The sequence below is a fragment of the Pedobacter sp. Leaf250 genome, from assembly GCF_920984735.1.
Taxonomy (GTDB): domain Bacteria; phylum Bacteroidota; class Bacteroidia; order Sphingobacteriales; family Sphingobacteriaceae; genus Pedobacter.
This window is the reverse complement of the sequence record NZ_CAKLBU010000001.1, coordinates 69,503-92,674: the sequence shown is the minus strand read 5'-3', so window position 1 is coordinate 92,674 and position 23,172 is coordinate 69,503. Positions and strand designations below refer to the sequence as shown.

The window sequence follows — 23,172 nt, the reverse complement described above, 5'->3', positions numbered from 1 at the left end:
ATCTTAAATTAATTTATAGTTGTTATTTTTTATATAATCTTTTATTTGAAGTAAATTTTCAGCATAAGCTTCTATGCTGTGATAGCCGTTTCCCAATGCTAAATCATAAAGTTCATTTATAAATTCACTCGTTCTACTTTCGAGGAAGATAGTAAAACTTTCTGTAGCAGTATTGAGGATGTATTTCACGATCCTGGTATTGAAACAAAAATCACCGCCATCAATAATTTCCTCTAAATCGAAAATTGATTTGATCTGGTGGTAATTTAAGAAATTCTCTACGTTTGGATGAATGTTTTTATTTACCAGCTCGGCAAAATACAACATGTGCATTTCATTTGACAAACCATATTCTTTCGCCATTTTCAGAATCATTCGTTCATGGCTACCTGTTATCTTTATATCATCGAGAAATAATAAGGTTTTTCCCATTAAAAATTCCTTATCAATATGAAATGAATCGTTACCAATAAGACTCAAACGCTCTTCGGCACTTAGTTCGCCATAATCCTCTTTGTAAGTAACTGTTCTGTGTACTTTGGTTTCTTGTACCTGCAAGCCACCATTTTCTACTAACCAACGATTTAATTGAGAAACAAAATAGTTTTTCATTGCAAAAGTTGCGGTAGGAATAAAACTATAAGGACTTGAAATGACTACAATTTGATCTGTGATCAAGTTATCAGCCAGATAATATTTAATGAAACCATCTGCTAAATCCTTTCCAAATGATTTCGCAATGAGATTATCGCCAAATTTAAATCGGCTGTAATGATCAGGATTGAAACCAAAATTGGCTGTGCTTTCTATTTTATGAAGTGAATAGGTATAAGGTATCATGAAAGTAGTGTTAAGATAGATTGTTGGTTGGAGTTAATCAACATACTTTTTATACCCAATGCATTGGCGCCACGAATATCAGCATGTGGATTATCCCCAACATGAATAATGTTATTTAAAGTTAATTCGGGATGCTTTTTCTGATCGATCGTGTTTAACATCAACTCAAAAAATTTAGGGTTTGGTTTCGACATTCTTACTTCATCAGAATACAATTGAAAATCGATAAATTGATCAATTTGTAAGTGATTAAGTACTTTTCTTAATGTTTTTCCTTTGATGAAACCAGTATTGCTTAATATATTGGTAGAACTTAGATTGCCTTCTTTTATTTGGGATAGTACAGGAAGACAATTTTCACAATAAACTAAAGGCATATGCTCAAAAAGCAATTCCTCCATATCGCTGTAAAGTTTATCTAAATCCAGCTCCTGAAATTCAAAGCTGAAATCATTGATCATGCTAATTACCATGAGGTACATTTCATCAGCATCAACATTTTTACCGGTTTTTTCGTTTATGGCATTTACCATTAAATCTACCTGACGAAAAATAACCCCAATTTCATCGATACTTTTTTGCTTACCATTAAATTTTGCATGAAAGTATTTGGTTCTTTCGAGTTTAAACGTTGGATTTGATTTAATCAACGTTAACCAAAGATCGAATGAATAATGTTTGTAAAAAGCCATTTTGCCTGTTTCCTAATCTGTATTATAAAATTCTAATATTACAAAATTGATTGTAGAATTAGAAATCTTTGATTGTAAGTTTTATCACAGATAAGCTTTTGTTTTTGAAATTTAGATAAAGCAAAGAAACAAAATTATCGTACTTAAATGTGACCAATCAGAAATTTTATTTTAATATTTAGAACGAAGATTGGTGCTTCTGTTACAAATTAACATTAATTTAATTTAGGCTTAATTGATAAATAGAACCCTTTTCTCCAGCTAAAATTATGGCATTACCTTTTTTAGCCTTTTGAACTGCATTGAAACTTTGATCTGAAATATGCTTCCAGTTTTTACCACCATCAATAGATAAATCAGTTCCTGATGTACCTGTTGCTACAAGCGTTTTAGCATTAATATAGGTAACTCCAGAGCGATAACCTGAAACCGGCACTATAGGTTTTTGCCAGGTTTGGCCTCCATCATAGGTTAATAGCACATTATTGGTGTTTTGCTTATCCTGTACATAATTTCCACCTACAACCACACCAGTTTTTGCATCAAAAAAATCCATTGAAAACGGACCTATAGTTTGTTCGCCTTGCCAAATTGGACATTTAAAAACACTCCAGTTTTGGCCATAATCTGCAGAGTAATAAATATTTGAAGCCATACCGCCAGTTGAAATCCAAACTTTACCGCCGTCTAGTGTTTTAATAGTGGTTCCACTTGCAGCAAAACCAGCTTCGCCATTTGCCAACGCAAGTTTTAGGTTTGATGAAATATCAATCCAGGTTTTACCGGCATCAATAGTTTTTAGCAATTGCATTTTGTTATTTATTGGATCGCCAAATATGATGCCCCTTTTTTTATCCCAAAAATCCAACCCATCTAAAAAAATGGCCGAATCGACGTTTTTATAATGTTCAGTCCAATTTAAGCCGCCATCAGTTGTTTTCAAAACATAAGCTGGCGAACCAGCATTAACAATAATGGCTTGCTGTTCATTAAAAGCTTCAATATCTCTAAAATCGAGTTTTTCGTATCCCTTTGGTTTTAGCCATTGCCAGTGCACACCACCATCAGTACTTTTCCCTACTGATCCATTGCTTCCACTTGCCCAGATAATTTTATCGCTCAAAACACTTAAACCACGAATACTGGTTTTAGTATTTTCGTTTAACGGTTTTAAAGAGTACGATTGTGCGGCGCAAAAAAAAGGTGCCATTAAAAGGCACCATATTATTTTTTTCATCATTATTTATTTAACTCTTCTAAATGTTTCCGATCGGCCGAGTAATGAAATTCCAACATAACCTCTAACGTTTAAAACATCGTTCCCTTTCAAAGTCATATTGCAACTGTAATTTTTACCACTTTTCGGATCATATATTGTTCCGTCAGTCCATTTTCCATCTTCATAAACAAAATCTTTTAAAATCTCTAAGTTTAACAGAGGTCTTTTTTGCAAAGAAGCATCGGGATTTTTAGCATCTAATTTTGGTTTTCCATTTAAATTAGGCTCTTTAATCCAAGCTAATTTGCCATAATATTTATCGCCTTTTTTATAGATCTCAATTTGTCCTTCGCCTGATGGATTGAGCCATTTACCAACAATTGCATCTTTGTTTTGTGCCAATGCTGAAAATGATACAGCTACAAAAAGTAGCATTAAGAATGGGAACTTTCTCATATTTTTATTTCTAGTTAGTTTTTAAAGATAGATAATCATCTTGTATAGTGAAACAATAAATAAAGCAAAAAAGTATGAGAAAGTTTTTTTATCCCAAAATTTTATTTAGAAATGATAGGCAAATATTTTTGGCGATACGCATAAAATAAAAATAAATTAAATAACAACATTACACCGACCATTGGCAACTCTTTAGGACCTAGAAATGCATGGTAGAGGAATATATTGAGTGTGATTGGAAAAATAATGATGGTAGCCAATGGTGCAGTTCTACCTACCAATAGCATTAAACCTGCCACCAATTCGGTTCCTTTAATTAAAGGAAATAAGTACTTCGCCACCATAATTCCCGACATAAATGTAGTTTGGTCGGCGGTCATTTTAGGCATTTCTCCCATTGGAATGTTAAAAAGCACGGGTACTGAAGCAAAAATGTACATGCCTCCCAATAATACGCGGATAATAATTACTGCAATTTTCATATTTATTTTAAGTTTGATTATTATTCACACCTGATCCGAATTATCTTAATGCTTCCTGTTTTAATTAATGTCTTCAAAATCATAAAACAACCTTTTCTTTTATTTACCCTATTTTCTTGTAAAACGATGAATCTATAATCATTTTACCAGGAAGTAGAAGATAAATTTAATTTGAATATATCCATTACTTCCTAATAGGCATCATTGTTTAGTTAATTGAATGTTCATCAAATGCTGCCATTCATCCTTAACGCGATGTTCCCAAATACCAACGATTTTATTTTTCAAAAATTTGCCTTGAAACCGCTGATGATCTGCAAATATGAGAATGATGTCATCATATATTTTTATTGTGGATATTGATATCAATCCATCACTGCCAAAAGATTGTGTCCGAAAAACATCTTCCAGATTATCATAATGTATTATTTCGACCGAGCTGATATGTTCATTTCCTATTTGAATATCAACATTATGTACCATAAAAAAACCACCATCAATCCATTTATATATATCTGTACCCACAATATTTTTATCATCAGCAGTTTGCCCATTTGTAACCCAATTGCCAACAAATGGTTGCAAAAGATTTAATTTTTCGTTTCTCATTGATATTACTCTTCAGAATTAAATTGATGTGGCTATGCATTTAGATTTATAAAACCATATTGGCTGTGCCATCATAATCGATCTTTTTTAATGATGAAATAAAATTAATCGAATATCTAAAATATGATATTGCTAAAAAGGTCATAATAAGGGGGCAATTGAGACAGATAATCAATCCATAAAACGAATTAGATAAGTATAGTCTCTTACTAAAAGCATTAATATTGATCCGTAACCCTTGTAAATCATCAATACCAAAATCGGTTGCAGATGAAGTTAAATTTTACAGAACAATAAAACTAAATACACAGTTTTCAACATAAATTTTACTGTTGTTAATAATTTTAAATATAAATTGGCGTTTCCACTATAATATTTACGATAACTTAATGCTATAATTACACTAACCAAATAATCAACATGATGAGCACATTCCTAATTATTACTGCAGCATTTTACTTATTATCTTTTGGTCTTATGTTATATTGTTATTTCTCGGCTGAGCAAATTCCAAGCGACGATGATAAATTTTAAGCACACAAATTAAACTCTAAATTAACGCTCATTAGTAGATTAACATTCAGAATAAACTCCTAAAATCTGGTATGATAAAAGCTTGTTCAAGCTATCTTCCATCAATCCACTTTAAAATATCTTTAGTAGTTCCTGTATACCAGAGAATTAAGAACACCATTAACAGTGCAATTAAAATCCACAGAATTGGCCAACCTTCAAATTTTCGTTTCGTGGTTGAACTGTAGGGCTCATTAATTTTCTTATGCTCATTTTCTACCCTATCTACCCTTTTGTTGGGTTTTGGATCAGATATATTGCTCATAAAATATATTTGGTTAATATTACAAAACTAACTTTTAAACCCAACATTCAAAAATATGTTTCAGAGATAAATCGTTTAGAATTTATTTAAAATGGAATCTAAAAATAAAAAGCCTTACCGGGTTGCAAGGCTATGTTGAAGTATGGCACAAATTTGTAAGAATAGTATGAACATTAAAGCTCTATTTTTTCTTTATCAAGACTGTAAGTTGAGGATTAGAAAAAAAATAAAATCATGTAATAAGGTATCAAAAAACAAGATAATACGCTATTAAATCACCTTGATCAGAATATATCAAATCAAAAATTGCGAGATGTAATAGTTATGAGCAATGCTGAACTAAGGTTTTCGATAGCACGTGATTCGGATTATTTTTACAGGCGAAATTCTTGAAATATACAATTCTCCAAAACTCTAGTGTAAAAAGCCTATAGCTCTACTTCACTTTCACAACTACTTTTCCTTTAGCACGTCCGCTTTCCACATAAGCCAATGCTTCGTTGATTTGCTCAAAAGGATAAACCTTATCCACAATTGGTTTTATCGCACCCGCCTCTATAAGCGCAGTGATTTTACTTAATTGCTCACCATCTGCCCTCATAAATAAAAAAGCATAATTAACATTTTGTTTTTTTGATTTCTTGCGGATATTGCTACTGAGAAAGGTTAGAATTATTTTAACAAACCAAGATACCCCAGCTTCTTTGGCAAATTCTGGTGTCGGCGGACCTGAAATAGATATTGCTTTTCCTCCGGCTTTTAAGATATGGATTGATTTCTCAAGTGTTTTCGTGTCCTGACTATTTAATACGGCATCATAATCATTTAGTACATCCTCAAAATCCTGAGTTTTATAATCAATCAGCACTTCTGCACCAAGAGTTTTAAGTAAAGGAAAACTTTTCTCGCTAGCCGTGGTAGCAACTGTAGCACCCAAATGTTTCGCCAATTGAATGGCAATGGTGCCTACACCACCCGAACCTGCCTGAATGAAAACTTTTTGCCCTTTTTTAAGATTTGCCTTTTCTACCAGCGCCTGCCAGGCAGTCAATGCAACCAATGGAACGGATGCTGCTTCTTCCATTGTTAAATTTTTGGGTTTATAGGCAACATCATTTTCATGTACAGCAATAAATTCTGCAAATGTACCAATCTGAAAATCTGCAGGTCTTGAATACACTTCATCGCCCAGCTTGAATTTTTTTACATTTTTTCCAATCTTGGTTACCACACCTGCCACATCATGCCCCAAAATCAGCGGTAGCCTGTAAGGTAAAATCCGTTTAAACTCCCCAGATTTTATTTTAGCATCCAGTAGATTTAGCCCAGCTGCATGAACCTCTATCAACACATCGTTATCTTTTAGCTGAGGAACCGGCACATCGTTAAGGTGCAACGTTTCTTTTTTTCCGTATTTACTAATTGTATATGCTTTCATTCTGATGATTATGATTTTAATGCTGAATCTGATTTCTTTGGATTGATTAGTCTAAATGTCAATTTAGGAAAAAGTCGGTTTAATACATTGATCAGCTTTGTATCGCCTACGCGAATGGTATATTGGTTTTTCTCTAATCCCCTAATCAGTTCTTTTACTAATTTCTCGGGACTTATTTTTTTATCATCGCGGTCTGCAACCATTTCCGTATCTACCAGTGGCGGTAGCAATTCAAAAACCTTTACATTACTGTTCAAAATTTGTAAATGTCCTCTTAAGGACTTTGTGTAGAAGGCCAATGCAGATTTTGATGCCGAATAAGTAGCCTCTATCATCGATGGGACAATACTCAGGATAGAAGTTGTATTAATGATGGCTGCTTCTTCTTTTGATTTAAGCATTTCCATAAAGAGATTGTTCAGGCGGATGACGCCAAAATAATTGACCTCCATTTCATAAATGGCACCTTTAAGATGTTTGTCATTTGGCATCCCTAAATTAATTGGCGGAATGCCAACTCCTGCATTATTATACAGTATATCAATGCCGCCTAAATCTCTAACTTTGTCAAAAAGTAATTTGGCATCTGCTTCATTTCCTGCATCACTTTGTATAGCGATTAAATTGGGGTATAATTTCTTTGCAGCATTTAATTTGTCCTGATTTCTGCCCGTAATGATAACCTTGACGCCGATTTCTAAAAATTGCTTTGCTGCTTCTAGTCCTATACCCGAACCACCTCCTGTGATGAGTATTGTTTTTCCCTTTAAATACATTACTTCTTAAAATTAATGCGGAACATTTTCTGTAATTGGAACAATTAATTCGTGGATTTTCTTTGTATCCCCAACTGGAACTTCAAATTGATTTTTTTCCAATGCAACGAACAGTTCATCTGCTACTTCTGATGGTGAAATTCCATTTGCACCACCAATTTCTGCAGAAAAATCAGTATTTACCAAAGGCGGGTAAAGTTCGTAAATATGTAAATTATTGTTCTCTGAAAATGTATCCCGTAATCCCTGCGTATAGCTATGCAATGCCGATTTACTTGCCGAATAGGTTGGGAGATATTTATTCGATCTGAATACAGCGATAGAAGAAACGTTTACAATTGCTGCTTCCGCCTGTTGTAAAAGCAGAGGCAAAGTTAATGCAGTAAAATCAATCACACTGATGTAATTGGTATTCATTTCCTGATATGCTTTGTCAGCAGCGTTATTTTTGCTATCGCTTAAATCATTCATAAAGGCGGCACCTGCATTATTGATGATGATGTTAACCTCTGGATGGTTTACTTTCAGGTTTTCAGCAATGCGAATTCTGTCTGCTGCTATCGATAAATCGCCCTGAATGGCTATTGCATGATCCAATTCTTTTAATGCATTTTGAAGACGTGTTTCATCACGGCCATTAATGATTATTTTATTACCAGCAGCACTTAATTTTTTGGCAATTGCCAAACCAATACCGGCACTGCCGCCGCTGATAAATACTGTATTTCCTGTTGTTTTCATTGCATATATAATTTAATTACGTAAATTTGCTTGCATTTTGCAAGTGCAAATATATTAACAACTTTCAATTTGCAAGTGATTTTAATAAATTTATTTACGATGGATACAAAAAAAAGGTCTGATTGCCCTATTAGCAGCTCACTAGACATTTGGGGAGATAAATGGTCATTACTTATTATTAGAGATCTCATGTTTGCTAAACAATGTACTTACGGCGACTTCCTCAAATCGGATGAAAAGATAGCAACCAATATTCTTGCTTCACGACTACTGATGCTAGAAACAAATGGTTTAATCTCCAAACAAGACCACCCGGAGAGCAAAGCCAAGGTCTTATATAAACTAACCCAGAAAGGGGTCGATCTGCTTCCCGTAATGATCGAAATCAATATATGGGCTGATAAATATTTTACGTTGCCATTAGAAAGAAAAGCAATGCTTGTAGAAGTAAAAAAAGACAAGGAAGCATTTATCAGGAACCAAACAGCAGCACTATTAAAAAATGGCTAGAGAATTTTAACTCATTTTTTTAAAACTTAAAGGTTTATGAAAGAATTATTAGAAAACAAAGAACTGACGCTAAATTATATCCCAAATCATGGTGCATGGACCTATAACATCATTATCCCAGATTCTAAAGATATTAAGGGCAAGTGGGGATACATCAAGGTTTCTGGTACAATTGACGGTTATGAATTTAAGAACATGAATTTAGCACCACGTAAAGGGTTGGATATGTATATGTCAGTGAATGCCGATATCAGAAAAGCAATCAATAAAAAAGGTGGTGATACAGTAGTGGTTACCATGCAAAAGGACTCTGACAACAAGCTTACCGATGAACATGATATCATTGAGTGTTTCAAGGATGCTGAAATTCTTACAAAATTCAAATCTCTGGACGAAGAGGAAAGAACAAGTATCATCAAAGATATCCTCTCACAAAATGACGAGAACAGTCAGGAAAAAAAGATACTCTTGGCAATAAAAAAATTGAGCAGCAAACCGGACGGTAAACGTTAATTTGAAATATGCTAAAAAAAATAACCTTCACTTTTCTTAAAGGACTGAAGAAAAACAATAACAAAGAATGGTTTGATGATAATCGGGATGAATATCGCGAAGTTTATAAAAATTTTGAAGCATTCACTCAAGATCTCATTCATTCCATCAGCGAGTTCGACCCGTCAATCGCATCTTCTCATCTGCTGGCTAAAGATTGCATTCCACGTTTAAATAGAGACCTCAGGTTTACGAAAGATAAATCCCCTTACAAAACTTATTTGTATGCGGTTATCAGTAGTGGCGGAAGAAAAAGTGGAAATGCAGTTTATTATGTAATGCTCGATCCAGGCAAATGCTGTTTTGGTGCAGGTAGTTTCCAACCAAATCCAGATAAACTAAAAAAAATACGCCAGGAAATAGATTACAACTTGGAGCAATGGCTGGAAATAGCTGAGGAGCCAAAATTAAACGCAGCATTCCCTGATGGTATTATAGCTCAGGAAAGTTTGCAAAAAGTACCTATTGGTTTTGATGGCGAAAACCCTGCTGCCAAATTCTTAAAGATGAAGGGTTTTTTTGTAAGAAAATATAATGCCGATTCCTATTTCCTCAAAAAAGATAATTTTGATGATATAGTTGAACGGCTGAAATTATGCCTTGAACTCAACAAATTTGTGAACAGGGTTTAAGGAGGTGATATGATGACGGACTTTGACTACGATAAAGAATTGCCATTCAGTTTTACTGATTTTACAGCAGGAAAATCCCTCCATTCGGTGGGGATTGACCTTACAGGTAATGAGAAAAAAGCTTCAGGCTGGTGCGCACTACGTGGCAATTTGGCCAGCACCTCAAAATTGTTTACCAATGAGGATCTGATCAGCAAAACTATTTCAGTAAATCCAACTATTGTTTCAATTGACTCTCCCCTTTCGCTCCCATTCGGAAGATTATCTGTTTTTGATGATGACCCAGGCAGGGCAACCTTTGGAATAACCAGAACCTGTGAAAGAATCATGTCTAAAAGAGGTATAAGATCTTATCCCCCGCTCATTAAAAGTATGCAGCAGTTAACTTTAAGGGGTATCGAGCTTGCTCAAATTTTCAGATCTTTAGGTTACACAGTAATAGAAGGTTTCCCTGGCGCTGCACAAGATATTCTAGGCCTGCCTAGAAAACAAAAAGATTTACCTCAGTTAATTAATGGATTAAAGCATTTTGGTTTAAGAGGAGATTTCAGCAATGGAATGCTTAGCCACGATGAGATCGATGCAATAACTGCTGCATTAGTTGGGCATTTCTTTACTGATCATAAATTTGAAGCTATCGGAACTTCAGAAGAAGGTTATTTGATCCTTCCAAAGTGGGCAAAATAACATTTCTCTCAATTCTCCAGTTGCTATAATCAATCTATATTTGAATGTGCGGCAGCAGCACTCACCGGTGGATTTTACAAAAGATGTTAGTGAGTTCTGCAAAGAGCTTACTATAACTTTAAAATCTATAGCCTTATTACACATTTTTCAAACATAAGAACCAGGCGCTTGTTCATCAAAATATAGCTAAGCCATGTCAAAGAAGATATTTATACTTGAAGATAACGACGACCTGAGAGACCTTTATTCACTAATCCTCGAAGGAGAAGATTATGCGATTACAGGATTTGCAACGGTTGGCGAATTCATGCAAAAATCTGATGAGTTTCCAGATCTCTACCTACTCGATGTAATGTTGCCTGATGGAAATGGAATTGACGTATGCCAAAGGCTAAAAGCTAGCAAAGATTCCACAAATATCCCCGTTATCATGGTATCGGCCCATGAGGATATTAAAAAAGTAATCACGGCTTGCCCGGAAACAGTATTTATTCCAAAACCTTTCGATATTGAATACCTTTCGCAACAAATCGCCAAAATGCTTGGGGGCAGCGAATCAAAGAATATAATTGTACCATAAATTCTTCATTAAAATATAGAAGTGGAATAATCAAATCAATTAATTTCAATAGATATTGATACAAATACATTCCAGAATAAATCAACCCATAGCTCTAAACATTCGATCAATATAATGCATATATTTCATTGCTTTTTTTATTTTTGTTTAAGGGATAATATTACCAGTTCCCATTACCGCCATTAATGACAGATTTTGTAAATTCCCTGGGTAATACTGCCCTACTCGACATCCTGCTGCTTTCGAATGATGCAACAGCCATCTACACCGGAGCAGATCTAAGGATCGAGGCCATCAATCAGGGTATGCTTGATATTTTTCGAAAGGACAAATCTGTACAAGGCATGCCATTTGAGCAGGCATTTGAGGAATTAAAAGGACAGCCTTTTTTCCAAACATTAAAGGATGCCTATCAAACGGGACAAATCTATAAGGCGAAGGATATTCCTGCCCAACTAAATGTTGATGGCCAGATAAAAACCTATTACTTTGACTTTAGCTACCGCCCAATTAAGGATAATTCTGGCAAAATCATCTGTATCCTTCATACGGCAACCGAAGTATCCGACCGGATTCATGCTATTCAGCTTGCCCGCGAAAAAGAACTTGGCGAACAACAGGCCTATGAGCAGCTACAGGCAATCAATGAAGAATACCAGGCCACGAATGAAGAGCTTAATGCGGCAAATGAAGAACTTCAGGTAATTACTGAAGAATACCACGCTACCAATGAAGAACTCAACGCCGCAAACGAAGAACTTAACGCTTCCAATGAACAATTGCAAATGCTCTCCGAGAAATTGCAAACCACCAATGAAGAACTTGCTCAGGTAAATGAAGAATACCAGGCTACCAATGAGGAGCTTGCACAGCTCAATGAAGAATATACCGTAACAAATGAGGAGCTAAATGCCGCGAACCAAATACTTACGGCAGCAGGAATATTAGGTAACAAGGAAAACATCGAACTCAGTTCGCTAAACATAGAGCTAAAAAAACGCAATATCGCTTTGGCATACAGCGAAAAGCGGGCATTGGAACTTTTCTTCGATGCTCCTGTCGCCATCGGACTACTTTCAGGCCCCGAATTATCCATCATTTCAGCCAATCCAGAACTTCTTAGATTATGGGGAAAAACCGGAGCTATCCTCGAAAAACCATTGGATGAAGCGCTTCCGGAACTTAAAGGACAGCCTTTTTCCGAAATTCTTCACAACGTATATAGCACAGGAAAATTTGCTTATGGCACCGGTGAAAAAGTGGTACTTAAACGGGATGGCAAACTGGAGGACTGCTTTTTTAATTTTATCTACAAGCCCATCAAGGATAAAAAAGGGTTCACCCATTCGATCATGATCGTTGCGGGAGAGGTAACACTGCAAGTAAAGGCCATCCACACCTCTCAAGATATATCCGACAGGCTTTCAGTCGCACTCGGAGCAGCGAATTTAGGTTCTTATGACTTAGAATTGTCGACAGGTAAAATGGAATGCAGTGACCGCTGCAAACTGAACTTCGGGAGAAACATTGCGGAAGAATTTAATTTCCCAGATCTTATGGAAGCCATCCTTCCACAATATAGGGATACCGTTGAAAAGGCAATTACTGATGCCATTGCAAACAAAGGTATCTACGAAGCAGAGTACCAAATCCAGCTCGCTACAGGTGAACAACGCTGGATCCATGCCTCTGGCAGCCCACGCTACGACTCCCAGAATAATCCGGTAAGGATGGTTGGCGTTACGCTAGATATCACCCAACGAAAGGCGTATGAGCAAAGAAGGGATGATTTTCTATCAGTTGCAGCCCATGAACTTAAAACACCTATTACAGTATTAAAGGCTAACCTCCAATTGCTAGAGCGCATTAAATCACAACTCGAAAATCCTAAAGTAAAGCAGCTGATAGAGGGTGCAAGCATGTCGATGGCAAAAGTGAATATTTTGGTTGAGGATTTGCTCAATATGAGCAAGCATTCCGGAGGCAGACTCGAACTTCAGAAGAACTGGTTCGATATCCCACAGATTCTTGAAACCTGTTGCAACCATGTTCGCATTGAAGGCAGTCACGAGTTAATCGTTACGGGAGAAAAACACCTAAAGATATTTGCAGATGAACACCGCATAGAACAGGTTTTGGTCAATCTTGTCAACAATGCGGTTAAATACGCACCAGAGTCAAAAAAGATCAATCTGAACGTAGAGAAAGTAGAACAGTTTGCCAAAATATCGGTCAGGGATTTTGGTCCTGGCATTTCACAGCAGCAAATCCCAAAGCTTTTTGACCGCTACTGGCAGGCCGACAAATCATCCAGCAGCTACACCGGGCTTGGTCTTGGTCTTTCCATCTGTACAGAAATAATCGAACGACATGGAGGTAAAATCGGTGTGGAAAGTACAATCGGCGAAGGCTCTACATTTTGGTTTACCCTGCCGCTGTAAAACTATAGTGTGGTAAAAATATTTCAGGCAATCTTTAGAAGCATTGTTAATTAGAATACTTGATTATCATAGAACCTTTGATAAATAAAAAAAATTAAATCCAATACAATCCTGAAAAGATCGCATAGTTTCTCACCATTTGTTGATCACTTTTGTAAATAAAATATGGCTTGGGAAGAGTTTGATTTAAGTTGCTATTTCTTGTAGCCTCCAAACTTCATTTCTGCCTTAAATCTCTCATTACTAATGAACTATTATGTAAGTAAGCTTACCTTTGTAATTTAAAGCTTGGGCTGTAGTTATGCTGAACGCAATTCATAATATTCTCATTTTTACTTAATGAGTCAACTCTTGGATCAGCTTTATTTTTGGTATCATTTTAAAAATAAAAAAAGCCCTGTTCATAAATGAACAGGGCTTTAAAAATTAATGAAATTTTCTTTAAGTACCCAAGAGGAGATTCGAACTCCCACACCCTTAAGGGCGCCAGCCCCTCAAGCTGGTGCGTCTACCAATTTCGCCACCTGGGTAAGTGGAGTGCAAATATAATTTAATTTTGGATTTAAGAAACAGCGATTTACAATTCAATTTTTAATCCGTCATAAGCCAGCCTGATATTTGATGGCAAATGTTTTTCTACAGCTTCATGCAAACCTAAATTGTGGCTGATGTGTGTAAGGTAAGTGGTTGCTGCACCAACCTTTTCTGCAAACACAATGGCTTCCTGTAACGTAAAATGTGAAATATGCGGTTCCTTTTGCAAAGCATTTATAACCAATATTTTAGTTCCTTTAATGCGCTCGAAACTGGGATCTGAAATGGTTTTGGCATCGGTAATATAAGTAAAATCGCCTATTCGATAACCTGTAATCGGTAACAAATGATGCATCACTTCAAATGGGACAATGGTATTCTCGCCTATTTTAAAATCCTCGCCATTGGTGATGGTATGTAAATTAATTTGTGGCAGACCATGATATTTGGTTTCAGCAAAAATATAATAGAATTCTCGCTTTAAAGCGGTTTGAACCCGTTCCGTGGCATAAACATCAATCACCTTATGTAGCAAATAATTAAATGGCCGAATATCATCCAGTCCGGCGATGTGGTCTTTATGCTCGTGGGTAAATAAAACAGCATCCAAATCCTTAACTTTTTCCCGCAATAGCTGATAACGAAAATCGGGTCCGCTATCTATAACAATGGTTTTATCATCAGTTTCAATTAAGATAGATGTTCGCAACCTGTTGTTATGCTGATCAGTAGATGTACAAACTTCGCAGTTACATGCAATTACAGGAACGCCTTGTGATGTACCAGTGCCTAAAAAAGTAACCCTCATCTTAAAAAACTTTCCTTTCTAACGCTGTCTGCAGTTTGTATCTTCATTAAAATAACTTGGTTTGTTGTAAAGAGTGAAAAAATTGTCGCTGCTTGTCATCCAGAACATTCTCATCAGGATTGGTTTGTTTAACCAAAGTAACTAAAGCAGCTATTTTGCCCTCTAAGTTAGAGAATTTATTTACCACGATGATTTTATTATGCTCTAGCAAACAAGAACCTGTTTTAAAATTCCCTTTTTCGTAACGAACCTTAAAACCCATCGCAAAAAGCAATTGCTCTAATTTCTCTAAGGTATGGTTTGTTAGCGGCAACGACATTGGAACAAACTTAGAGAAATCTATACAGCATTCAAATAATCTTTTTACCAAAAACGAATTTTAAAATACAAAGGTTTACCAATATTGAACTATATCCGTCATCCCGACTGAAGCGCAGCGTAATGGAGAGAACTTTTAAAATTGCTGTACTACATACAAACTTCAAAGATTTTTGCTTCGGTGAGCATTTCGTGGTTTTTGGCTTCGCCCGAAATGACGATAGCATACCTTACGTAAATTCAGTGGCAAACACTAAATTAATTACAAAGATTTCTCGGCTTCGCTCGACATGACGGCAACATACCTTCCATGAATTCAGTGTTTCCGTGGCAAAATCAAATAAACCCTAAACAAAAAAGGTTCAGCTGTTTATAACCGAACCTTTTAAAATCTTATCCCGCAAAGCGGAGAAGAGAATTATCTTAAATCTACCACTTCAACACCAGGATATTTTTTGGCATCGAATGCGAAAGTTGTTTCTGGTACATTTACATTAGGTGAAAATGTTTTCACGTTGTAAGTGTACTTGTTTCCGTTTTTATCAAATAAAACAACGTTTGCAATTTGTTTAGCCGCTTTATCAATACTTAAACGCACTTTAAAGATTGATTTTTTTGCATCAACTGGTGTTAAATCTATCATTTGATAAGTTTTGGCACCCACCTTTTGTTCTCCCGTGTAAATGTATTTGAAACCTTTTTCATACACGGTGAAAATTTTGGCCGGATTAATGGCATCACCACTATTATCTACATTACTTACCTGAACTTCTTTATCTTTTTTTAGATAAGTCCATTGGCTTTTGCCATCACTAAATAATTCTTGATTGGTCATGGCCACTTTGTATTTATTCGAGTTGGCTTTTACATACAAAGTACCTTGTTGGGTTTCTTTAACCTTTGCTTTCGGATTATCTAAAGTGAAAGTAAAATCGGTTTTAACAATATTATACGACTTATATTTTTTACTTACATCGGCTAAAATTGCTTTAGCTTTCGCATCAGTTTGAGCATAGGTTGATGTTGTAAATGCAACCACAACCATTAATGCTGAAATTAATTTTTTCATCTTGTGTATTTTAATATTCTTTTGAAACGATAGAGTAGATTTTTACTTATTAGTTTAATCTAATTCTTGTCGTTCATGCTATTCAAGAATTGTTCCAAAGAATATTCATCAGGATATAAAACTTCACGGGCCTTACTTCCTTCAAATGGTCCAACGATTCCCGCAGCCTCTAACTGATCTATAATTCTACCTGCCCGGTTGTAACCCAATTTCAATTTTCGTTGTATTAAGGAAGTAGAACCTTGTTGATGCATAACAATCAGTCTGGCAGCATCTTCAAAAAACTTATCACGCTCATTTGGGTCGAAATCTGCTTTACTTCCCTCTCCTGCTTCATCTACATACTCAGGCAATTGATAAGCATCAGAATACCCTCGTTGGTTGCCAATATATTCAGAAATTCTATCTACCTCTGGTGTATCAACGAAAGCACACTGTAGCCTGATTAAGTCGCTCCCTGTAGATAAAAGCATATCTCCGCGACCGATCAGCTGGTCGGCACCTCCGCTATCCAAAATCGTTCTTGAGTCGATTTTTGATAAAACCCTAAAAGCTAACCTTGCAGGGAAATTGGCTTTAATTGTACCGGTAATAATGTTTACTGATGGACGCTGTGTAGCTAAAACCAAGTGAATTCCGATGGCTCGAGCCAACTGTGCTAAACGAGCAATGGGTGCTTCTACTTCCTTACCTGCTGTCATCATCAAATCGGCAAACTCATCCACCACCAATACAATGAAAGGTAAAAATCTATGTCCGTTGTTTGGGTTAAGCTTGCGCTTGATAAATTTATCGTTATACTCTTTCAAGTTCCTAACCTGCGCATCTTTTAATAAATCGTAACGTTGATCCATCTCGATACACAACGAGTTAAGCGTATTCACAACTTTTTTTGTATCGGTAATAATTGCATCGGCCTCGCCTGGAAGCTTTGCTAAAAAGTGGCGCTCAATCCTGTTAAATAAAGTTAACTCCACCTTTTTAGGATCGACCAGTACAAATTTTAATTGAGCCGGATGCTTTTTAAATAACAGGGAAACCAAAATCGCATTAATACCAACTGATTTACCCTGACCAGTTGCACCCGCCACCAATAAATGGGGCATTTTAGCCAAATCAGCAATAAAAACTTCATTACTAATGGTTTTACCCAAGGCAATAGGCAAATCCATTGTATTTTGAGTCCATTTTTCGGTATTTAAAATGCTACGCATTGGTACCATTTCAGGGTGTTGATTGGGAACCTCGATACCAATTGTCCCCTTCCCGGGCATTGGCGCTATAATACGAATACCCAAAGCCGCTAAGGAAAGCGCAATATCATCTTCCAGGTTTTTAATTTTCGAAATTCTTACCCCAGGTGCTGGAATAATTTCATAAAGCGTAACCGTCGGACCAATAGTAGCCTTAATTTTATCGATTTCAATATTGTAGTGATTAAGGGTTTCTACAATTTTATTTTTGTTAGCTTCTAATTCTTCTGCATTTACCGAGATCTTATTGGTACCGTAATTCTCTAATAAATCAATTGTTGGATATTTGTAACCCGCTAAATCCAGCTTTTCGTCGTAGTTACCAAACTGTTCTACCAGATCTTCTGATTTTTTCTCTTCCTCTGTTTTTTGAATGGTAAAAGCAGGCTCTTTTTCTACTTCCTCGATAGTTGGCTCAACAGTTAGTGGCATTGCCGATGCTGCCGCTGAAGTTGCCAAAGGTAAATTTGTAGCCAATGGCGATAGCGTTACAGGAGCAATTACATCATCCTCTTCTTCTTTTCCTTCATAACGGCTCGGCTGAATAACAACGTTCTGCTGTCTGCGCTCGTTGTTTACTGGTGGTTTATCACGTACAGGAAATTCAATCGGTTCAGATGGCTCTTTAACTTCTCTCTTTTGCGAAAATTTCTCTCGAACCTCATTTACGTAGTCAGGCGTTTCATTATCCAGATAAACTTCTTTTTCCTTGCGCTCTGGAAATTTAAAATCGATGTTATAAGCAATGATTAAAATTGTTAATCCTGCAAAAGCAATTAATCCAGCAACACCGGCAGCACCAATTTGTGCAGCCAATAATTTGTTGCTCCAATAACCAAATTCGCCCTCTACGTAGTGCGGTGATTCTGACCAAAAACTGTGTGCAAAACCTAAGGTTAAAGAAATAAATAGCAAAAAGAAAAAACTGTAACCTAAAGTTTTAGAAATAGAAAGGATTTTAACTTTGAATAATAATCGGTATCCGATAATAAAAAATGCCAAAACAAATAAGAATGAAGCAATACCGAACCATTCGTAAATAAACTGATGCGATAACAAAGCCCCAAATTTGCCTAACCAGTTTTGTACAACCGGAATAGTTACGCCTGAATCTTTAAGTTCTTCAGTGGTTTTAAACAAATTGCCCCAACCGCCATTGGCATCTATTACATAGCTCTGGTCATCTTGCCAGGTAAATAAATATGAAGTAAAGGCAATTAAAAAGTAAAGTGAAAGTATAACAAAAAACAGACCTACAATTTTTATTGCACGTCCATCCTGCAAGTCGAAGCTTGGTAAATATTCTCTTTTTTCTTTCGGCTGGCGACCCGAAGATGGCCTGCCCGATGCATTTTCGGCACCTTTTTCTCTGAATGTGTTGGTCTTAAACTGGTTTCCCCTTACCGCCATTTTCTATTATAGTAAATATAAAGAGCAAATATAAAATATCTGTTACGAGTTTTACATGCTACATCAAATTAAATAAAATTATCAAGCATGCATTAAACCTTAAACAGAAAAATTCGTCTATTATTTTAACAACACACAAGTTGTACGTTTTGTCAAAATGAAACGGATTTTGTTTTAGGTTTATCCCGTTTTACCTGGAGAGGTTAAACGGGATTTTTTTTTCGATAATGGCCCAATGAACAGCTGCCAAATTGCGATATTAATCGGATGACTATTGCGAATTAAAAAATATCTCCTGATTTATATACCTAAGGCGATAAGTTATTCTAAACTCATGTCCTAGATAAATTCCTCTATAATCTATATATTTCAGTAAAAATTTCTTAAGACTATTAATTTTTTGTTAATTTAAATCGATTATTTGAAATAAAATCAAAAGTATGAGTATAGCGCAGCTCGAAGAACAGATTGAAGCAGGAAATTTACAAGGTGTAAAGGAAATTTTGATCCAAAATCCGAAATTAGCAAATACTGATACTTCTCATAATATCTCTCCGTTATTACTGGCCTGTTATTACAAAAAGCAGGATATTGCCAATTTAATTTCAGAATTCACAGATGATTTGACTTTGTTTGAGGCCTGCGCTGTAGGTAAATTTGATACCGCTACATTACTCATTTTCCAAAATCCTGATGGTATAAATCAATTCTCTGAAGATGGTTTTACACCACTGGGATTGGCCTGCTATTTCGGGCATGAAGAGCTAGCCAGATTTTTAGTACTAAAAGGTGCCGAAGTAAACCTGGCATCAAAAAATGGATTTAATGTATTTCCCATCCATTCGGCAGTAGCTGCAAATAATATTAGCATTACCAAAATGCTTTTAGATAATGGCGCCTACCCAAATGTTTGTCAGAAAGCAGGCTTGGCGCCTTTACACACCGCAGCACAATTGGGAAACATTGAGTTAATTATTTTGTTGCTGGAGCATGGCGCAGAAGTAAGTTTACGCATGGAGGGCGGAAAACTTCCTGCAGATTTAGCCGCAGAGAAAGGCTTTAATGAAATTGCAGAAATTCTAAGAGAGGATTAGTTGTAGGGTTCAAACGATAAGTTTTATTAACTTAAAACGTACAACTTAAAACATAGAACTTAAAATTACTCCCATATTCTTAACCTCATTTTTTTCATATAAGTTCTGATATCCAGAACAACTGCTGCCAGAAAATAAAATAGTATCGGGAAACCAACAGCCAGAAAAGATGAATAAATAAAAAACAAACGAACCTTCGCCGTACTCATATTCAACTTGTTTGCCAAATAGGTAGAAACCCCAAAACTCTGTTGCTCAAAATAAGTGATAATTCTCTGAAACATTTTAGGCTTATTTAAATCTTAATTTTAATACAAATCAAAGAAAGCGAAATAGTTAATCGTTAATCAAATCTAATTTAGCAATAATATCTGGTTAAAAGTCTAATCCTAAAATTGAATTATTCTAAAATTAATTTCTCAAAATCCTGTCTGTTTTCATGCTTAATAAACAGCGTCTGCTGTTCCTCCAAACCAAAATACTTCTTCTTCAGATCATTTTTGAATTTTTCAATATCAACATCTGCATTCAAAATCACTGTTAAAGCATCAGCATTACCTCTAACCTCGATAATTTTACCAGGGTACAACTCTTTAAGTTCGTGTGGGAATTCCATATAGGTTAAACTGATTTAAAAGTAGAAAGTTTGGTAAATGGTAAAGGAATTAAGCCTGTTTCAAAATCTTTATTCCTATACCACAAGATAGGCATTTTTTCTGGTCGCAATATTGTTTTTTCAGTTGTAATATTCCTTGCGATGCAAATGCGTTATCCATAACCAAACCTGCTGAAGAAAATTTATCAGTTATTGCATTTAGTTCTGCGGGTAAGCTTTCCAATAATTTTATCGCCCTGCTGATGTAAAATTGCGTTCCCGTATGTTTACCGTAAGCAAATAAAAATAAGGCAATTGTGTTCAATAAAATATTGTCGACTGATGTTCTTCCAATTTGTGTGCTAACACCGTCTGCTTCTTTTTTAAAATGATAGTGTGTTTTCCAGTAATCGTTTACCGGCAAATTTTCAAACAATCCACGAAGTTCCGTAACACCACTTATTTCCATCACTTTAGAAAATAGATGATTCGCTTTTATGATTAATGCAGCGAATTGTGCTAAACGTAAGGTTGGAAAGTTCTGAGGGCGCATCCGCATAAATTTCCAAATGGAAACCTCAATGGGTTTGATATTATATTTCTTTTGTAGAAATTGAAATTCTTGTTTTAATCTTGATGGATATTCTTCTTCAAACTGATCGTTCAGAAAACCTGTTGCACCGAAAACCAGTGCCACAATTTGTAATGGATTATCTTTGTGTTTACCATAAATTTGCTGTGGAACTGCCTTTGCAAAAAGCTCGAAAGGCAAAGCATTTACCTTAAAACCAAAATTCCGAGCCATGAAACGATAGAAAGTTTCATCCCAATTCCCATTTAATTCATTTAGGCTTTGTATTACAACTGTGTTTTTTGCTCAAACCTTTCTATCAAAGTTCTGGATAGAAATGAATCAATAATAAGTTTATCTACCCATTTAATTTGAGCAATACATGGGAAATCAGTAAGTGTTAAAAATAGATTTTCGTATTTCTCAATCAACTCATTAGCAATTCGATTTTTAAGTTCCAGAACTGGTACAACCGAGCCATCTATTCTTTTAATTTCTACATCATTTTCGTAAACTACATGAAGAATTACGTTCTCGTAGCTTGTATCGATTTGATGATTGTGTTTTAACCAATCTGATGATTTAATATGGATTTCGACATTGCCTGCCCAAACCGTATCGCCTATTTGTATTTTGGAATTATTAAAATCAGGTCCGGCATTTTTATTCAGGAAACCCTGATGAATAATTTTTAAATTTTCTCCATTGGCAGTTTTTAGATCACTATTCTCAAATGACCGAAATTGCCAAACGTAATGAAGAAAATCTTCTGGAAAATTCATTCTTGAAGATAAATAAATATTCCTAAAAGTTTTGTTGTAATTTTTTTGCTTCTTGAGAATAATTATTAATTGGAGTTCAAGTGATAAACAGCACAATTATAATAGCGGTTGTCACTGCGAGGTGGCTATTCTAAAACCAAAAAAGCATAAATCGGATTCGTGATATTACTTTTAAGGTAAGTTATAATATGATTGATTATTAATTGTATAAATTCGTCAAAGTATAAAACTTTCAGTAAATTTTTAATGAACAATTGCGCAAGAATTTTAACCAATTTCTGCTTTCTTCCTATAATTGGTAATAAAAACCCCCGCTATAATCAATATTGTTGCTACAATTAAATCAATATCAACATGTTCGTTTAATACCAGCCATCCCAAAAATATAGCAATAACTGTATTGAAATAGGTAAGAATAGATACTTCCGATGCGGAAACTTTTTTAAGTGCATAATGGTAACAGAAATAACCTAAAACAGAACCGAATATAGCCAGGTAAACTGCTGCAAGTATACTCTCGGTTTTCCATGAACTTACATCAGCCTTACCAGAAAAAATTAAAGCTAAACCAAATTGAACAACCGCAGAAAACACGAACTGATAGAAGAGATTTAAGAAAATGTATTGAGGTTTTCCGCTGTGTTTTTTAGAATAAATTGTTCCTATGGTCCAGCCAGAAACCGCAATAACCAGAGATAAAATTCCGTTGCGATAATTAGGTTCCATTAAATCACTTATTCCATCTCTGAAAATAAAAACAATACCCAGGAAACCGATAAAAACACCAATAAAACCTTTCAAGCTTGGTTTTTGAATCCCAAGAAATACACAACCAAGAAAAACCAATAATGGAGAAGTTGCATTAATCAAAGAGGTTAATCCGCTTGGAATTGTTTTTTCGGCTACAGTTGTCATGCCGTTTGCAATAACCACCATTAATATAGAAAGCAATATTTGCCGCTTGAAACTGCTCCAGCCAATCCATTTCAGTTCCCTTTGTTTAATTAAAATTACTAAAATAATTAAAGAGGCAATTGTTTGACGAATTGCTGTAACATACCAGGCTGGAATGCTTTCTACGGCAATTCGAATACCCAAATAGGTTGTTCCCCAAATTAAGGCTACACCAGTTAAAGCAAGGATGAGTTTTAAATCTATTTTGGATTTCATATTTAGGTAGTTTAACCGCAAAGAGCGCTAAGCTTTACGCAAAGAAAAAAAGGATTCATTACGGAAATACAGATT

The 23,172-nt window shown here is 35.5% G+C and carries 24 protein-coding genes, 1 tRNA gene and 1 pseudogene; 7 read left to right on the top strand and 19 right to left on the bottom strand.

Going from position 1 to position 23,172, the window contains the following annotated elements; translation table 11 throughout:
- Positions 1–3: 3 nt before the first annotated feature.
- From LUA91_RS00420 to LUA91_RS00375, 10 genes are all read right to left on the bottom strand, one after another.
- Complete coding sequence (locus LUA91_RS00420; RefSeq protein WP_231423979.1) at positions 4–840, bottom strand: phosphoribosyltransferase family protein; 837 nt, start codon at positions 838–840, stop codon at positions 4–6.
- Positions 837–1,532: an HAD family hydrolase gene (locus LUA91_RS00415; RefSeq protein ID WP_231423978.1), complete on the bottom strand. Its 696-nt coding sequence runs from the start codon at positions 1,530–1,532 to the stop codon at positions 837–839. Before LUA91_RS00415 ends, LUA91_RS00420 begins: the two co-directional genes overlap by 4 nt.
- 220 nt (positions 1,533–1,752) lie before the next feature.
- The gene (locus tag LUA91_RS00410; RefSeq protein WP_231423977.1) at positions 1,753–2,769 is read right to left on the bottom strand and encodes a YCF48-related protein; all 1,017 of its coding nucleotides are present in this window, start codon (positions 2,767–2,769) and stop codon (positions 1,753–1,755) included.
- Between the two features lie 6 nt (positions 2,770–2,775).
- Entirely contained in the window at positions 2,776–3,207 is a 432-nt protein-coding gene (locus LUA91_RS00405; RefSeq protein ID WP_231423976.1) for a DUF2147 domain-containing protein, read from the bottom strand.
- Positions 3,208–3,308: 101 nt separating this feature from the next.
- A complete protein-coding gene (locus tag LUA91_RS00400; protein ID WP_231423975.1) occupies positions 3,309–3,689 on the bottom strand; it encodes a DoxX family membrane protein in 381 nt (126 codons plus the stop codon).
- Positions 3,690–3,890: 201 nt separating this feature from the next.
- Positions 3,891–4,298 carry a hypothetical protein gene (locus LUA91_RS00395; protein ID WP_231423974.1) on the bottom strand — a complete coding sequence of 136 codons (408 nt, stop codon included), beginning with the start codon at positions 4,296–4,298 and terminating at the stop codon, positions 3,891–3,893.
- Between the two features lie 625 nt (positions 4,299–4,923).
- Positions 4,924–5,136: a hypothetical protein gene (locus LUA91_RS00390; protein WP_231423973.1), complete on the bottom strand. Its 213-nt coding sequence runs from the start codon at positions 5,134–5,136 to the stop codon at positions 4,924–4,926.
- A 436-nt stretch (positions 5,137–5,572) separates the two neighbouring features.
- Positions 5,573–6,574, bottom strand: a complete 1,002-nt coding sequence (locus LUA91_RS00385; RefSeq protein ID WP_231423972.1) for an NADP-dependent oxidoreductase — start codon at positions 6,572–6,574, stop codon at positions 5,573–5,575.
- A gap of 8 nt (positions 6,575–6,582) precedes the next feature.
- Entirely contained in the window at positions 6,583–7,350 is a 768-nt protein-coding gene (locus tag LUA91_RS00380; protein WP_231423971.1) for an SDR family oxidoreductase, read from the bottom strand.
- Positions 7,351–7,362: 12 nt separating this feature from the next.
- Entirely contained in the window at positions 7,363–8,091 is a 729-nt protein-coding gene (locus LUA91_RS00375) for an SDR family oxidoreductase (protein WP_231423970.1), read from the bottom strand.
- Between the two features lie 99 nt (positions 8,092–8,190).
- Between LUA91_RS00375 and LUA91_RS00370 the strand changes: the two genes are divergently transcribed.
- The 6 genes from LUA91_RS00370 to LUA91_RS00345 all read left to right on the top strand — a co-directional run bounded on the left by LUA91_RS00370 (position 8,191) and on the right by LUA91_RS00345 (position 13,493).
- Positions 8,191–8,601 (top strand): helix-turn-helix domain-containing protein, encoded by a 411-nt coding sequence (locus LUA91_RS00370; RefSeq protein WP_231423969.1) that lies wholly within the window; start codon positions 8,191–8,193, stop codon positions 8,599–8,601.
- A 36-nt stretch (positions 8,602–8,637) separates the two neighbouring features.
- Complete coding sequence (locus tag LUA91_RS00365; protein ID WP_231423968.1) at positions 8,638–9,114, top strand: DUF1905 domain-containing protein; 477 nt, start codon at positions 8,638–8,640, stop codon at positions 9,112–9,114.
- 8 nt (positions 9,115–9,122) lie between these two features.
- Complete coding sequence (locus LUA91_RS00360; protein WP_231423967.1) at positions 9,123–9,785, top strand: DUF2461 domain-containing protein; 663 nt, start codon at positions 9,123–9,125, stop codon at positions 9,783–9,785.
- Positions 9,786–9,794: 9 nt separating this feature from the next.
- Positions 9,795–10,472: a DUF429 domain-containing protein gene (locus LUA91_RS00355; protein ID WP_231423966.1), complete on the top strand. Its 678-nt coding sequence runs from the start codon at positions 9,795–9,797 to the stop codon at positions 10,470–10,472.
- Positions 10,473–10,665: 193 nt separating this feature from the next.
- Complete coding sequence (locus tag LUA91_RS00350; protein ID WP_231423965.1) at positions 10,666–11,052, top strand: response regulator transcription factor; 387 nt, start codon at positions 10,666–10,668, stop codon at positions 11,050–11,052.
- Positions 11,053–11,237: 185 nt separating this feature from the next.
- Positions 11,238–13,493, top strand: coding sequence for an ATP-binding protein (locus tag LUA91_RS00345; protein WP_231423964.1), 2,256 nt, complete (start codon positions 11,238–11,240; stop codon positions 13,491–13,493).
- Between the two features lie 446 nt (positions 13,494–13,939).
- Here the strand turns inward: LUA91_RS00345 and LUA91_RS00340 are convergent.
- The 5 genes from LUA91_RS00340 to LUA91_RS00320 all read right to left on the bottom strand — a co-directional run bounded on the left by LUA91_RS00340 (position 13,940) and on the right by LUA91_RS00320 (position 18,885).
- Positions 13,940–14,023, bottom strand: a tRNA-Leu gene (locus LUA91_RS00340).
- Between the two features lie 47 nt (positions 14,024–14,070).
- The gene (locus LUA91_RS00335; protein WP_231423963.1) at positions 14,071–14,835 is read right to left on the bottom strand and encodes an MBL fold metallo-hydrolase; all 765 of its coding nucleotides are present in this window, start codon (positions 14,833–14,835) and stop codon (positions 14,071–14,073) included.
- Between the two features lie 46 nt (positions 14,836–14,881).
- Positions 14,882–15,205, bottom strand: coding sequence for a hypothetical protein (locus tag LUA91_RS00330; protein ID WP_316795633.1), 324 nt, complete (start codon positions 15,203–15,205; stop codon positions 14,882–14,884).
- 366 nt (positions 15,206–15,571) lie between these two features.
- Positions 15,572–16,222 (bottom strand): outer membrane lipoprotein carrier protein LolA, encoded by a 651-nt coding sequence (locus LUA91_RS00325; RefSeq protein ID WP_231423962.1) that lies wholly within the window; start codon positions 16,220–16,222, stop codon positions 15,572–15,574.
- A 59-nt stretch (positions 16,223–16,281) separates the two neighbouring features.
- Positions 16,282–18,885 carry a DNA translocase FtsK gene (locus LUA91_RS00320; protein ID WP_231423961.1) on the bottom strand — a complete coding sequence of 868 codons (2,604 nt, stop codon included), beginning with the start codon at positions 18,883–18,885 and terminating at the stop codon, positions 16,282–16,284.
- A 440-nt stretch (positions 18,886–19,325) separates the two neighbouring features.
- Between LUA91_RS00320 and LUA91_RS00315 the strand changes: the two genes are divergently transcribed.
- The gene (locus tag LUA91_RS00315) at positions 19,326–19,979 is read left to right on the top strand and encodes an ankyrin repeat domain-containing protein (protein ID WP_231423960.1); all 654 of its coding nucleotides are present in this window, start codon (positions 19,326–19,328) and stop codon (positions 19,977–19,979) included.
- A 65-nt stretch (positions 19,980–20,044) separates the two neighbouring features.
- On the opposite strand, the gene LUA91_RS00310 is transcribed toward LUA91_RS00315, so the two are convergent.
- The 4 genes and pseudogenes from LUA91_RS00310 to LUA91_RS00295 form a co-directional block, all read right to left on the bottom strand.
- On the bottom strand, positions 20,045–20,263 hold the full coding sequence (locus LUA91_RS00310) for a PspC family transcriptional regulator (protein ID WP_010601800.1): 219 nt from the start codon (positions 20,261–20,263) through the stop codon (positions 20,045–20,047).
- Positions 20,264–20,379: 116 nt separating this feature from the next.
- Complete coding sequence (locus tag LUA91_RS00305; RefSeq protein ID WP_231423959.1) at positions 20,380–20,595, bottom strand: hypothetical protein; 216 nt, start codon at positions 20,593–20,595, stop codon at positions 20,380–20,382.
- 49 nt (positions 20,596–20,644) lie between these two features.
- Positions 20,645–21,927: pseudogene (locus LUA91_RS00300) on the bottom strand (DUF2851 family protein).
- 267 nt (positions 21,928–22,194) lie between these two features.
- Complete coding sequence (locus LUA91_RS00295) at positions 22,195–23,097, bottom strand: DMT family transporter (protein ID WP_231423958.1); 903 nt, start codon at positions 23,095–23,097, stop codon at positions 22,195–22,197.
- Between the last annotated feature and the right edge of the window lie 75 nt (positions 23,098–23,172).